This window comes from Streptomyces caatingaensis, assembly GCF_001187435.1.
GTDB lineage: Bacteria > Actinomycetota > Actinomycetes > Streptomycetales > Streptomycetaceae > Streptomyces > Streptomyces caatingaensis.
This window is the reverse complement of record NZ_LFXA01000017.1, coordinates 497,515-510,386: the sequence shown is the minus strand read 5'-3', so window position 1 is coordinate 510,386 and position 12,872 is coordinate 497,515. Positions and strand designations below refer to the sequence as shown.

The following is a 12,872-nucleotide window of genomic DNA, read 5'->3' as shown; positions in this document are numbered from 1 at the left end:
CTAGCCGCGCCGGCCCAGCGCCTTCGACACCCGCGCCTCGACGCCCCACGACGTGACCCGCCACAGCGCCTCCGCGACGATGTCCCGGCTCATCTTGCTGTCGCCCAGCTCACGGTCGACGAACGTGATCGGCACCTCGACCACGCGGAAGCCCGCCTTGACCGCGCGCCGGGCGAGGTCGACCTGGAAGCAGTAGCCCTGGGAGGCCACCTCGTCCATGCCCAGCCCCTCCAGCGTCTCGCGGCGGAAGGCGCGGTAGCCGCCGGTGACGTCCCGCAGCGGGACGTCCAGCATCAGCCGGGAGTAGGTCGAGCCGCCGCGGGAGAGGAACTCGCGGTGCCGGGGCCAGTTCACGACCCGCCCGCCGGGCACCCAGCGGGATCCGAGCACCAGGTCCGCGCCCTTGAGCGCGGTCAGCAGCCGGGGCAGCTCCTCGGGCTGGTGGGAGCCGTCCGCGTCCATCTCGACGAGCACGCCGTACCCCCGGTCCAGACCCCAGCGGAAGCCCGCCAGGTAGGCGGCGCCCAGGCCCTCCTTGCCCTTGCGGTGCAGCACGTGGACCTGGTCGTCGTCCTGGGCCAGCTCGTCGGCGATCTTGCCGGTGCCGTCGGGGCTGTTGTCGTCGGCGACGAGCACGTGCGCCTCCGGGACGGCGGCCCGCACCCGGCCGACGATGGGCTCGATGTTCTCCGCCTCGTTGTAGGTCGGAATGATCACCAAGGTCGTACCGAGCGGACCGAATGTCCGCTGACCGCCGTCTGTCACTGCTGGCCCTTCTTGTCCATCGTCTGGTCCGGTCGTTTCCGACGGCCGGTCAGGAGTGCGGCCGCGCAGGAGAGCAGCCCCACGATAGCGAGCGCCCATTCGGGCGCCGCACCGGCACGGTCCGCCACGGTGGTGCCGTCCCGCAGCGGGATCGAGGCACTGATGACCTGGCGGGTGAACTCGGGCGCGCGCTCCCGGACTTCGCCGTCCGGCCCCACCACCGCGCTGATGCCGCTGGTGGCCGCCGTCACCACGGCCCGGCCGTGCTCGACGGCCCGCAGCCGGGACATGGCGAGCTGCTGCTCGGGCTGGTCGGTGCGGCCGAAGGTCGCGTTGTTCGTCTGCACCACCAGCGCCCGGGCCCCCGCGTTCACGGTCTCGCGGACGATCTCGTCGTACGCCACCTCGAAGCAGATCACGTCACCGAGCCGCGCCGGCCCCACCTTCATGACGCCCGTGTGGTCGCCGGGGTAGAAGTCGCGCGGCACCCGCTGCAGCCGCGAGACGACCTTGCTGAGCTCCTCGCGGAAGGGCACGTACTCGCCGAACGGCACCGGGTGCTGCTTGGTGTACGAGGCGCCGGGCCCCGTCTTCGGGTCCCAGACGATGCCCTCGTTGTAGACGTAGCCCGCCTTGGTGGGGTGGTCGACGAGCGCGCCGACGAGGACGGGCACCCCGATCGCCCTGACCGCCTGGTCGATGCGGGCGTAGGCCACCTTGTCCTGGAACGGGTCGAGGTCGGAGGAGTTCTCCGGCCAGATGACCAGGTCCGGCCGCTTCACCCGGCCCGCCCGCACGTCCCGCGCCAGGTCCAGGGTCGCGTCGACATGGTTGTTGAGGATCATCATCGGGCGGCCCAGGAAGTCCATGCCCGGCTTCTGGACGTCGCCCTGGACGACGGCGATGTTCACCGTGTCGTCCGCCTTCGTCGGCACGGGGACGGCGTACCCGGCCACGGTCACCGCGACGGCCACCGCCGCCGCCTCCACCGGCGGCAGCAGCGGGCGGGGGCCGCGCGGCGCGCCGCTCCCCCGCAGCCGCCAGGCCGCGAGCCCGGCGAAGGCCAGCAGGCCGCCCGCCAGGGCCACCGCGAAGGACACCAGCGGGGCGCCGCCGAGGGCCGCGAGCGGGGTGAACGGCGAGTGGGTGTTGGCGAACGCCAGCCGCCCCCACGGGAAGCCGCCGAACGGCACCCGGTCGCGCGCCCACTCCTCGGCCACCCACAGGCAGGCCCCCCACACCGGCCACCCGCGCAGCCGCGAGGTCACCGCGAGCCCGGCGCCCAGCGCGCCGACGAACAGCGCCTCGGCGGCCGACAGGCCGAACACCACGTCGTAGCCGACCACGTTCAGCCAGCGCAGCAGCAGGAAGAAGAACGGCAGGGCGAGGACGAAGCCGGTCCAGGCGCCCTGGCGGGCGGTCCGCCCGTGCGTCAGCAGGGCCAGCGCCGCGACCGCGAGCACCGACAGCGGCCACAGGTCGTACGGCGGGAAGGCGAAGGCCAGCCCGGTGCCGGTCGCGGCGGCCAGGCCGGTGCGCGCCGCCTCGCGGCGGGCCAGGGCCGCCAGCCGGGCGGCCCGGCCGGGGCGCGGCGGCGCCGCCGGCGCGGCGGATGCGCCGACGGCTGCGGCGGAGGTGTCGGAACCCGGGGGCACGGTCGCGCCTTCCTGGAAGTCGTACAGGGGTCACGAGACCGTACCTCGGTCACGGGACGGCCTGCTCCCAGGGTGCGGGACAGGGCGGGGAACGGGGCGGGGACGGCGGGTGGGGCGCGGGGTCCTTCGGGCCGGCCGGGGAACCGCTGGCTGCGGGTTCCCCTGGAACCGTTGTCTACTGAACCTCCGGGCCCCACCCGGGTCACACCTGCCGACCCGGCGGAACGTCCCCCGCCCCCGTGCGCTGGACCTGGCTCCCAGTGGCGGTGCACGGTGGCGCCCCGCCCCATGGCCCAGCGGCGTTCGACGACTGCGTGGAGTTCTCCGGTCGGACGTCCTGTGGTGGACCCGGCCGAACCTACCGGCCCCCGCCCGCACCCTGTCAACACCGGTTTGACCTGCGGCGTTGCGCCAAATCACCAGGTCAGTACCGAGGGCGTCACACAGGGCGACAGGCCGACGGCACGTCGTTCGGCGGTACGCGGCGCGGGAGCGTCACTCGTTCGGCCGCTCGTGGACGGTCCGCCCGCCCACCACCGTCCGGACGCAGACGGGCAGTTGACCGCCCGGCGTCAGGTCCGGCAGGCCCGGCGTGCCCGAGCGGGGGTCGGTGGACCAGTTGGCGACGCGGGTGTCCGGCACCTGCACGACCAGCTCCCCCGCCTCCCACACCGCGTAGTCCGCCGGCGCGCCCGGCACCAGGACGCCCGCGTCGTCGCGGCCGATCGCCCGCCAGCCGCCGCGGGTGTGCGCGGTGAAGGCGGCGCGCACCGAGACACGGTGCTCCGGCGTGCGGTGGAACGCGGCGGCCCGCACCGTGCCCCACGGGTCGAGGGGCGTCACCGGGCTGTCGGACCCCAGCGCCAGTGGCACGCCGGCGCGCAGCAGCGCCGCGTACGGGTTGAGGGTGCGGGCCCGCTCGCGGCCCAGGCGCGCCGCGTACATGCCGTCCTCGCCGCCCCAGGCGGCGTCGAAGGCCGGCTGCACGGAGGCGGTCAGCGCGAACTCCGCGAAGGCGGCGATGTGTTCGGGCGTGAGCATCTCGGCGTGCTCGATCCGGTGCCGGGCCGCGCGGACCCGGTCCTGGCCGACCTTCGCGGACGCCGCCCGGACGCCCTCCACGACGGCGGTCAGCGCGGCGTCGCCGATGGCGTGGAAGCCGGCCTGGAGGCCCGCCTCGGTGCAGGCGGCGACGTGGGCGGCGACGCCGGCCGCGTCGAGGTGGGCGGTGCCGGTGGTGTGCGGGGCGTCGGCGTACGGCTCGTGCAGGCAGGCCGTGTGCGAGCCGAGCGAGCCGTCGACGAACAGGTCGCCCGCCGCGCCGACGGCGCCCAGCTCCCGGATCCGGGCGGCGTCCTTCGCGGACGCGACGGCCTCCGCCCAGTAGCCGACGACCCGCGGGCCGGGCTCCTCGGCCGCCAGCCGCAGCAGGCCGGTCAGGTCCTCCTCGCCCGAGATCCGCGGGCCGGCGCACTCGTGGACCGAGCCGATGCCGAGCGACGCCGCCCGGGCGAGCGCGGCGCGCTGCGCCTCCGTGCGCTGGGCGGGCGTCACGGCGGCGTGCGCCGCGGTGCGCACGGCGTGGTGCGCGGCGTCCGTCAGCGGGCCGTCCGCCGAGAACCCGCTCAGCTCGCGGAGGTTGGGGACGAGGTCCAGGAGGGCCGTGGTGACCACCGCGGAGTGCACGTCGGCCCGCGTCAGGTACAGCGGCCGGCCGCCCGCGGCCTCGTCGAGCTCGGCCCGGGACGGCGGCCGCCGCTCGGGCCAGCGGTCGGCGTCCCAGCCGTGCCCGATCAGGATCCGGTCCGCCGGGCGCGCCGCGGCGTGCGCCCGCACCCGGCCGAGCGCCTCGGCGAGCGTCGCCGTACCGGTGAGGTCGAGGCCGGTCAGTGCGAGGCCGGTCGCGGTGGTGTGCACATGTGCGTCGGTGAACGCGGGGGTGACGAGGGCGCCGTCCAGGTCGACCACCTCGTCGACGCCGTCCGCGAAGGAGTCCGCGGCGCCTTCGGAGCCGACCCAGGCGATGTGGCCTCGCTCCACGACCATCGCGGTCGCGAAGGGGTCTGCGGGGCTGTGCACGTCGCCGTTGCGCAGCAGGACGGTGGTCGGGTTCGGGCGCTCTTTCATGCCACCAGTGTGGCCTCCGCCCTCCCCACCCCCACCGGGAGGGTGCCCCGGCCCCGCCCTTTCACCATTTCCCAGGGGCCCGGCCCTTCCCCCGGACCGCGCGGGGCGGGACGGGGCTGCGCCCCCGCAGCCCGGGCGGGCGCCCGACCTGGCACCGCGCTCCGCGCGGGGCGGGGCAGGGGCTGCGCCCCCGCCGCACCCCTTGCGGGGCTCCGCCCCCGCACCCCACCGGGGGCTGCGCCCCCTGGACCCCCGGGTCGCGGCTTCGCCGCTCGTCCTCAAGCGCCGGACAGGCTGATTCGACGGGCTGATTCAGCCCGCCCGGCAGCGTCCCCATCGGGGCAAGCTGAGGACGAGCCGCGGAGCGGCGATGGAGCCCGCCAGCGCGGCGCACGGGGACAACCGCGCGGAGCGCGGTTGCGGGGTTCGGGGCGGAGCCCCGAAGCGGGGTCCAGGGGGCGCAACCCCCGGTGGGGTGCGGGGGCGGAGCCCCGCTCGGGGTGCAGGGGGCAGAGCCCCCGCTCCACCGCGCGACCCGGCTGCGCCGCGCGGCGCAGCCGGGTCGCGCAGGGGCGCAGCCCCTGTGGAAATGGGTTGGGGCGGGGCCGGGGCGGATTCAGCCGACCCGGGGCGGCCTCGCCTCGTACGGGGTCGACAGGACGATCGTCGTCCGCGTCGACACCCCGGCCAACGACCGGATCCGCGCGAGCAGGTGCTCGAGCTCCAGCGGCGTCGCCACCCGCACCTTGAGGATGTAGTTCTCGTCGCCCGCCACACTGTGGCACGCCTCGATCTCGGGGATCTCGGCCAGCCGGTCGGCGATGTCGTCGGGGGCACTGGGATCGAAGGGTTTCACCGAGATGAAGGCGGTCAGGGGCAGGCCGACCGCCTCGGGGTCGACCACGGCCGCGTACCCGCGGATGACACCGCGCTGTTCGAGCCGGCGCACCCGCTGGTGCACCGCCGAGGTGGACAGGCCGGTCGCCTTGCCCAGGTCGGTATAGCTCATCCGCCCGTCCTTGACGAGCAGTTCCACGATCTCTCTGTCCAGCTCCTCCACGCCCGTCAACCTACTGGGTCCGGACGCGCCGGGCACAGTCGGCGCCACCGCAGGCGCACGCGACGCGTGACGAACGCCACAGGTCCGCGCCCGTGTCCCCCCGGCCTGGGAGATTACCCCGCTCCGCCCGAGGGAAGTGCTTGCTGTGGCCGGGGCCGAGACGCCCCGGCCGGTCCCAGCCGAGGGGGAGAAAGACGATGACCGGCCTGGAACGCCTGGAGAACGACGGCGACGGCGCCGCGTACGGCGGCACGGACGACCTGACGGACCCGACGGACCTGACGTCGATGTTCCGGGTGACCTGCCCGGACTGCGCGCGCCCTATCGCGCTGCTGGCGGACGAGGAGGAGCTTCCCGAGCACGCCCTGTGCCCGTCCCCGTGGAACCCGTTCGGGCTGACGGTGTGCCCGGGCTCCGGGCGGTCGGTGGAGGACGCGGAGCCGGCCGACGCGTCGGGGGGCGCGCAGGAGCTGGACACGGCGCTGCTGCTGACGCTGCCGGAGAGCCTGGACTGGCGGCGGCAGCCGTTCTCGCACATCGGCGGGCCGGGCTCGCGGCCGCTGCGGGTGCCGGAGGCGCGCGGGCGCTGACGGGCGGGCGCACGGAGGGCGGGGCCGGCGGCCCCGCCCTCGCCCGCTAGTGGCCCTCGGGCCCGGCCAGATGACGCGCGATCACCATGCGCTGGATCTGGTTCGTGCCCTCCACGATCTGCAGCATCTTGGCCTCGCGCATGTACCGCTCCGCCGGGAAGTCGGCCGTGTAGCCGTAACCGCCCATCAGCTGCACGGCGTCGGTGGTCACCCGCATCGCCGCGTCCGTGGCGAAGAGCTTGGCCATGGCGGCCTGCCGGGCGAAGGGCAGGCCCTCGTCGCGCAGCCGGGCCGCGGCGAGGCAGAGGGAGCGGCCCGCCTCGATCTGGGTGGCCATGTCGGCCAGCATGAAGCGCAGGCCCTGGAAGTCGGTCAACGGCCGCCCGAACTGGCGCCGTTGGGAGACGAAGGCCAGCGCCTCGTCGAGCGCCGCCTGGGCGAGGCCGACGGCGCAGGCGGCGATGCCCAGCCGGCCGGAGTCGAGGGCCGACAGGGCGATGGAGAAGCCCTGTCCCTCGTCGCCGACGCGGCGGGCGTCGGGCACCCGCACCCCGTCGAGGTGCACCTGGGCGGTGGGCGAGCCCTTCATGCCCATCTTGCGCTCGGGCGGGGCGGCCGAGAGGCCGGGCGCGTCGCCGGGCACGAGGAAGGCCGTGATCCCGCGCGCCCCCTCGCCGCCCGTGCGGGCCAGCACCGTGTAGAAGTCGGCGATCCCGCCGTGCGTGATCCACGCCTTGGTGCCGTCCAGCACCCAGTCGCCGCCGTCGCGGACGGCCCGGGTGCGCAGGGAGGCGGCGTCGGAGCCGGACTGCGGCTCGGAGAGGCAGTACGCGCCGAGCAGCCCGCCGCCGAGCATCGCGGGCAGGTGCTCCGCGCGCTGCTCCTTGGTGCCGTAGCCGGCGAGCGCGTGGCAGGCGAGGGAGTGCACGCTGACCCCGAGGCCGACGGTCAGCCGCGCGGCCGCGAGCTCCTCCAGGATCTGGAGGTAGACCTCGTACGGCTGGTCGCCGCCGCCGAACTCCCCGGCGTACGGCAGGCCGAGCAGTCCCGAGGAGGACAGCAGCCGGAACAGCTCCCGGGGGAAGCGCCCGGCCTCCTCCTCTTCGGCCGCGTGCGGCGCGATCTCCCGCCGCACCAGTTCGCGCACGAGCGCGAGCAGGTCGCGGGCCTCCTCCGTCGGCAGCCGGCGCTCCACCGGCTGCGGGCCGTGGTCGGTCATCGCGGCTCTCCTCCCTTGTCGGGCGCTGGGGCGGCGGCGCCCGAGGGTGTCGGCCCGCCACCGGTCACTGCCCAGCCGATGGTCCCCTGCCGGGTCGCGGAAACCGGGTGACCTGCGGCTGTGGCGCTTGGAGTATGCCCGATCGGCGGGCGTGCGTCACCGGTTGACAGATCTTGTCCCGGCTGCATACCGGGGGAAACCCCCACGCGCGCACCGGCCGCCAACTGGCCGCACAATTCGGCCGATTCGCCCCACGGGTCCCGGCTTGCTCGGGCACGGCTCCGCACGGGCCGGGGCTCGCGGCTCCGCAGGGGCAGGGGGCTCACAGCTCCGCACGCGTCGGGGCCGGGCACTCCGGCACGTGGTCCTCGATCGCCCGCAGCGCGTCCCCCAGGGCGCGGACCAGCAGGGAGCAGACCACGTCGCGCGACGGCTCCGCGCGGCGCAGCCAGTCCAGGGTGACGCCCTCGACGGCGGACAGCCAGCCGACCAGGGCCGTGCGCGCCACGGGCGGGAGGTCGCCCCGCCCCCAGGCGGCGCGGGCCATGGTGGTCAGCAGCTCCTCGCGGACGCGGTCGCGGATCGCGAGCACCTCGACGTCGAAGCCGACGCCGCCGGTGACGATCGCGCGGTAGGCGGCCTGGTGGCGCCGGGCGTAGCGGAGGTAGCCGTCCACGGTGTGGCGGACGCGCCCGGCGGGCGGGAGGTCGTGGGTGGCGCCGGCGCGCTGGAGGAGCTCGGCGGCCGACTCCTCGATGATCGCCAGGTAGTAGCCGCGTTTGCTGCCGAAGTAGTAGTAGACCAGGCCCTTGGCGACACCGGCCTGCCGGGCGATGTCGTCCATCGACAGGGCGTCGTAGGAGGTGTCGGCGAACAACTTCCGCCCGACGGCGAGGAGTTCGGCCCGCCGGTTCCTGCCGCGTCCGGTACCGCGCTGTTGACTGTCGTTCAAATCCGGCCCTAGTCTCCAACTCCGCGAGCTGCACATGGACATCGGCAGTATCACACCTCGTACTTCCCTCGGTCATGGGAGGACGCAATGAGGGGATCGGACCGAAATCTGCCGGAGGGCAGGACCGCCTGGAAGAGGTCGGCGCTCGTCGCCGTGCCCGCCGTGCTCGCGGTCGGCGCGATGGCGGTGGGCATGGCCCAGGGGGCGCTGGCCGCCTCGTTCGCCGTCTCCGGCACGAACTTCCAGGTGGCGTCGCGCCGTTTGACGAGCGAGGGGCTCGCCTCGTTCGTGCAGACCGACCGCTCCGTGGACGGCAAGGGGCACCCCGTGGCCCTGCTCGGCATCGGCAACGCCCGGCTGAGCGACATCTGCCAGGCGGCGGCGGTCAGCACCCCGGTCGGCAAGGTCGTCTTCAAGCTGACGGCGGGCGGCGACGCGGGCGAGGTGACCGCGAGCGATCTGGTGATCGACGGCGAGGACCTGGTCGGCGACGCGGAGTTCGGCTCGGCGCAGATCGGGCGCGACGCGTCGACGCTGGACGCCGTGTCCGGAGTCAAGGGCAGGGCCGGGAAGTTCGGGCTCCAGGCCGGGCGGGTGACGGTCGCGGGGGTGCGGTCGCACGCCTGGTCGGCGACCGGGGGGAACTTCCGGCTCAAGGGCCTCAAGCTCAACGTCGCCCTGGACGGCGACCCGTGCTTCTGAGGTTCCGCGCCTGGCGCCGGACACGGCCCTTCTGGGCCGGCGCCCTGCTGGTCCTGTCCGGGGCGGAACTGCTCGTCGTCCCGCTGTCGCCGGTGACGGTGCTGGTCAGCCTGGGACTGGGCGGGCTGGCGGCGCTGGGCATCGGCCTGGCGCTGATCGCGGCGGGGCTCTTCCTGTGGTTCCTGCCCTCGGCGCGGCACTACGTGAGCGTCAACGCGCTGATCCTGTCGGTGCTGTCGTTCGCGGCGACGAACCTGGGCGGGTTCCTGCTCGGGACCGGGCTGGGGATCGCGGGGAGCGCGATGGGGTTCGGCTGGACCCCGAGGGAGACGCCGGGGAGGGCGCCGGGGAGGCGGCCGGCCGACCGGGCGCTGGCCGTCGTCCTGCCGGCGCTGCTCGTCACCGCCGCGACGCTGTCCCCGGGGGCGGCCGGCCGGGCGGCGGCCTCGTCCGCCGTCCCGGCCGCCGCCGCCCCGCCGGCGGTCACGGCGTCGCGGTTCGCCCCGCGCGGCTTCACACTCGCGGGCGTCGGCGAAGTCCCCACCGCCCGGGGCCCGTTGCGGGTCCTGGTCCTCCGCATGCGGGCGGCGTCGCTGAGCGACTACCGCCTGACGACCCGCGACGGCACGGCGGGCACCCAACTCGCCCTGGCCGCCCGCTCCCTGGAGCTGCGCGGCGACGTGACCCTCTACCTCACCCGCTTCCGCGGCTGCCTGGAGGGGATCCTGTGCCTGACCTTCTCCCCCGACACCCTGCCGGTGCCGCCGGTCGTGCCGCCCTTCGTCTTCATGACGGACGTCCGCGCCGAACAGGCGCTGGTGACGGCGGACGTGATCCGGGCGGACGGGCTGCGGCTGCGGGCGCTGCCGGGGGTGTGAGGGCGACGGGCTCACCCCCGGTGGTCGAAGGCGATCAACGGGTCGCCGGTCAGCGGGTGTTCGACGACGGCGGCCCGCACGCCGAAGACCTCGGCCAGCAGTTCCGGCGTCAGCACGTCCCGCGGCTTCCCCGACGCCACGACAGCGCCCTCGTGCAGCACGTGCAGCCGGTCGCAGAGCGACGCCGCCGCGTTCAGGTCGTGGAGGGAGAGGAGCGTCGTGCGGCGCTGGGCGCGCAGCAGGGACAGGAGCTCGACCTGGTGGCGGACGTCCAGGTGGTTCGTCGGTTCGTCCAGGACGAGGACCTTGGGGTCCTGGGCGAGGGCGCGGGCGAGCAGGACGCGCTGGCGTTCGCCACCGGAGAGGGCGGAGAAGCGGCGGCGGCCGGCGCCGGAGAGGCCGACGGACGCCAGGGCCGCCGCCACGATCTCCGCGTCGGCCGCGTCGTCGCCCGCGAAGGCGCGCTTGTAGGGTGTGCGGCCCATGGCCACCACCGCCCGGACCGACAGTTCGAAGTCGGAGCCGCGCTCCTGGGGGAGGGCGGCGACCCGGCGGGCGGACTCGGCGGCCGGCAGGGCGCGGAGGTCCGTACCGCCGACGAGCACCCGGCCGGCATGCGGCCGCAGGTAGCGGTAGACGGTGCGCAGGACGGTCGACTTGCCGCTGCCGTTGGGCCCGACCAGGCCGGCGATCTCGCCGTCCTCCGCGATGAGTCGGACGCCGGAGACGACGGACCGGCCGGAGAGGACGACCTCCAGGTCCTCGATGGCGATGCGCACGGCTAGTCCCTTTCCAGGCGGCGGTCGAGCAGGTAGAGCAGGGTCGGGGCGCCGACGAGGGCGGTGACGACGCCGACGGGCAGCTCCTGGTCGGGCAGCGCCGTCCGCGCCACCAGGTCGACCACCACCAGCAGGACGGCGCCGAAGAGCGCGGCCACCGGCAGCAGCCGGCGGTGGGCGCCGCCGACGACGAGCCGGCAGACGTGCGGGACCATCAGCCCGACGAAGCCGATCGCCCCGGACACCGACACCAGCACCCCCGTCAGCACGCTCGTCACCACGAACATCTCGCGGCGCAGCCGGGGCACGTCCACGCCGAGGCCGGCCGCCGTCTCGTCGCCCATCAGCATCGCGTCGAGCGCCCGGGCCCGCGCCAGGAGGGCGGCGAGGCCGAGGGCGACGGCGGCGGCGGGCACCGCGAGGGCGGACCACTCGGCCCCGCCGAGGGAGCCCATCAGCCAGAACAGCACGCCGCGCGTCTGCTGGTCGTCCCCGGCCTGGAGGACGAGGTAGTGGGTGAAGCCGGACAGGAACTGCCCGATGCCCACCCCGGCCAGCACCAGCCGCAGCGGCGAGAAGCCCCCGCCGCGCCGGGCCAGCGTCCACACCAGGGCGAACGAGGCCAGCGCCCCGGCGAACGCCGCCGCCGGGAGCCCCAGGCCGAACAGCCCGCCGGTGCCCGCGCCCAGGACGATCGCGGCGACCGCGCCGAGCGACGCGCCGCTGGAGATGCCCAGCAGATAGGGGTCGGCGAGCGGATTGCGGACGAGTGCCTGGGCGGCGGTGCCGACCAGCCCCAGGCCCGCGCCGACCACGGCCGCCAGCAGGGCGCGCGGCACGCGCAGCCGCCACACGATCAGGTCGTGGGTGCCGGGCACCGGCGCCTCGCCCGTCACCCCGCGCACCACGGCCGACCACACGTCGCCGGGCGGGACGCGCGACGAGCCCAGGCACACCGACGCGACCAGGGCCGCGAGGAGCGCCACGGACAGCGCGACGGCGACCGGCACCGGGCGCGGCTCGCGCGCGGCCCGCGCCTCGTCGGCGACCGCGGCCATCACTTGACCCGGTCGGGGTGCAGGGTGTGGGCGATCTCCCGTACGGTGTCGGCGCTGCGCACCCCGCCGATGGTGGTGCGCTCGGAGCCGATGCGCAGGAAGCGGCCCTCCTTGACGGCCTTGAGGTCCTTGGTCGCGGAGAAGGTCCTCAGGAAGTCGGCCGCCTCGTCGAACGCCTTGCGCTCGGCCTCCTCGCTGCCCCGGTTGCGGACGGCGAGCTGGATCCAGTCGGGGTTCTTCGCCACGACGTCCTCCCAGCCGACGGGCTTGAAGTCGCCGTCGCAGCCGGCGAAGACGTTGCGGCCGCCGGCCATGGTGATCACCGCGTTGGCCACCTGCCGGTTGCAGACGGCCATGGGCTGCTTGGTGCCGGCGTCGTAGTCGAAGAGGAAGTAGGACGGGCGCTTGTCCTCCGGCACGTCCTTGAGCGCGTCGCGGACGCCGTCGGTCTTCTTCCGCATGGCGCGGACGAGTTCGGCGGCGCGGGCGGAGGTGCCGGTGATCCGGCCGAGCTCCTCGATGTCGGCCGTCACGGCCGACAGGTCGGTGCGCGGGGCCTTGTTCATGGCCGCGCACGCGGTCGACTTCAGGAAGACGTGCTTGATGCCCGCGGCCTTGAACTCCTCGGGCTTGGGGGCGTCGCCCATGCCGCCCATGTTCTTCATCGAGGAGAAGGAGTCGATGTAGACCTCGGCGCCGGAGGCGAGCAGCTTCTCCTTGGGGATGACGGTCTTCCCCAGGACCGGCACCTTCCCCGCGCGGTCGGCGAACTGCCCCGGCACCGCGCCCTTCCCGGGCGGGAAGCCCGTGCCGACGACCTTGTCACCGGCCCCCAGCCACATCAGCAGCTCCAGGGCCGCCGCGTTGCTGGTCACGATCTTCTTCGGCGCCGCGTCGAAGGTGGTCCTCGCGCCCATGCAGTCCGAGACGGTCACGGGGAAGCCCGAGCCCTTGGCGGCCGCGCCGGCCTCCCCGGCTTCCGGGCCGCCACCGCCACAGGCCGTCGCCGACAGGGCCACCGCGGCCAGCACGCCGCACCACGCACGAGGGCGCATCAAACACTCCAGGAATCGTTCCGCTCGGGCCC

General features: G+C 75.2%; 12 protein-coding genes. 3 read left to right on the top strand and 9 right to left on the bottom strand.

The window, feature by feature from the left end:
• The 4 genes from AC230_RS24680 to AC230_RS24665 form a co-directional block, all read right to left on the bottom strand.
• Positions 1-765, bottom strand: a complete 765-nt coding sequence (locus AC230_RS24680; protein ID WP_049718511.1) for a polyprenol monophosphomannose synthase — start codon at positions 763-765, stop codon at positions 1-3.
• Positions 762-2,420, bottom strand: a complete 1,659-nt coding sequence (gene lnt / locus AC230_RS24675) for an apolipoprotein N-acyltransferase (protein ID WP_049718510.1) — start codon at positions 2,418-2,420, stop codon at positions 762-764. Before lnt ends, AC230_RS24680 begins: the two co-directional genes overlap by 4 nt.
• A gap of 495 nt (positions 2,421-2,915) precedes the next feature.
• Positions 2,916-4,547 (bottom strand): amidohydrolase, encoded by a 1,632-nt coding sequence (locus tag AC230_RS24670; RefSeq protein ID WP_049718509.1) that lies wholly within the window; start codon positions 4,545-4,547, stop codon positions 2,916-2,918.
• A gap of 616 nt (positions 4,548-5,163) precedes the next feature.
• Positions 5,164-5,607: an Lrp/AsnC family transcriptional regulator gene (locus tag AC230_RS24665; RefSeq protein ID WP_030365423.1), complete on the bottom strand. Its 444-nt coding sequence runs from the start codon at positions 5,605-5,607 to the stop codon at positions 5,164-5,166.
• A gap of 197 nt (positions 5,608-5,804) precedes the next feature.
• Here AC230_RS24665 and AC230_RS24660 point away from each other — a divergent pair, with 197 nt between their 5' ends.
• Positions 5,805-6,197 carry a hypothetical protein gene (locus AC230_RS24660; protein WP_049718508.1) on the top strand — a complete coding sequence of 131 codons (393 nt, stop codon included), beginning with the start codon at positions 5,805-5,807 and terminating at the stop codon, positions 6,195-6,197.
• Positions 6,198-6,243: 46 nt separating this feature from the next.
• Here the strand turns inward: AC230_RS24660 and AC230_RS24655 are convergent, their stop codons facing one another.
• Entirely contained in the window at positions 6,244-7,416 is a 1,173-nt protein-coding gene (locus tag AC230_RS24655) for an acyl-CoA dehydrogenase family protein (RefSeq protein WP_049718507.1), read from the bottom strand.
• A 322-nt stretch (positions 7,417-7,738) separates the two neighbouring features.
• Entirely contained in the window at positions 7,739-8,368 is a 630-nt protein-coding gene (locus tag AC230_RS24650) for a TetR/AcrR family transcriptional regulator (protein ID WP_049718506.1), read from the bottom strand.
• A gap of 87 nt (positions 8,369-8,455) precedes the next feature.
• Here AC230_RS24650 and AC230_RS24645 point away from each other — a divergent pair, with 87 nt between their 5' ends.
• Together AC230_RS24645 and AC230_RS24640 are read left to right on the top strand one after the other, a co-directional pair.
• On the top strand, positions 8,456-9,070 hold the full coding sequence (locus tag AC230_RS24645) for a DUF6230 family protein (protein WP_049718505.1): 615 nt from the start codon (positions 8,456-8,458) through the stop codon (positions 9,068-9,070).
• A complete protein-coding gene (locus AC230_RS24640) occupies positions 9,061-9,948 on the top strand; it encodes a DUF6114 domain-containing protein (RefSeq protein WP_049718504.1) in 888 nt (295 codons plus the stop codon). Before AC230_RS24645 ends, AC230_RS24640 begins: the two co-directional genes overlap by 10 nt.
• A gap of 11 nt (positions 9,949-9,959) precedes the next feature.
• On the opposite strand, the gene AC230_RS24635 is transcribed toward AC230_RS24640, so the two are convergent.
• The 3 genes from AC230_RS24635 to AC230_RS24625 are packed head-to-tail and all read right to left on the bottom strand — an operon-like array spanning position 9,960 to position 12,840.
• Entirely contained in the window at positions 9,960-10,727 is a 768-nt protein-coding gene (locus AC230_RS24635) for an ABC transporter ATP-binding protein (protein WP_049718503.1), read from the bottom strand.
• Between the two features lie 2 nt (positions 10,728-10,729).
• Positions 10,730-11,785: a FecCD family ABC transporter permease gene (locus AC230_RS24630; RefSeq protein ID WP_049718887.1), complete on the bottom strand. Its 1,056-nt coding sequence runs from the start codon at positions 11,783-11,785 to the stop codon at positions 10,730-10,732.
• The gene (locus AC230_RS24625; protein ID WP_049718502.1) at positions 11,785-12,840 is read right to left on the bottom strand and encodes an ABC transporter substrate-binding protein; all 1,056 of its coding nucleotides are present in this window, start codon (positions 12,838-12,840) and stop codon (positions 11,785-11,787) included. Before AC230_RS24625 ends, AC230_RS24630 begins: the two co-directional genes overlap by 1 nt.
• Positions 12,841-12,872 lie beyond the last annotated feature (32 nt).

What these genes read in the sequence shown, in the direction of transcription:
- AC230_RS24655 (WP_049718507.1), bottom strand. Translation starts at nt 7,416, where the DNA reads ATGACCGACCACGGCCCGCAGCCGGTGGAGCGCCGGCTGCCGACGGAG.
- AC230_RS24670 (WP_049718509.1), bottom strand. Translation starts at nt 4,547, where the DNA reads ATGAAAGAGCGCCCGAACCCGACCACCGTCCTGCTGCGCAACGGCGAC.
- AC230_RS24645 (WP_049718505.1), top strand. Translation starts at nt 8,456, where the DNA reads ATGAGGGGATCGGACCGAAATCTGCCGGAGGGCAGGACCGCCTGGAAG.
- AC230_RS24660 (WP_049718508.1), top strand. Translation starts at nt 5,805, where the DNA reads ATGACCGGCCTGGAACGCCTGGAGAACGACGGCGACGGCGCCGCGTAC.
- AC230_RS24625 (WP_049718502.1), bottom strand. Translation starts at nt 12,840, where the DNA reads ATGCGCCCTCGTGCGTGGTGCGGCGTGCTGGCCGCGGTGGCCCTGTCG.
- AC230_RS24630 (WP_049718887.1), bottom strand. Translation starts at nt 11,785, where the DNA reads ATGGCCGCGGTCGCCGACGAGGCGCGGGCCGCGCGCGAGCCGCGCCCG.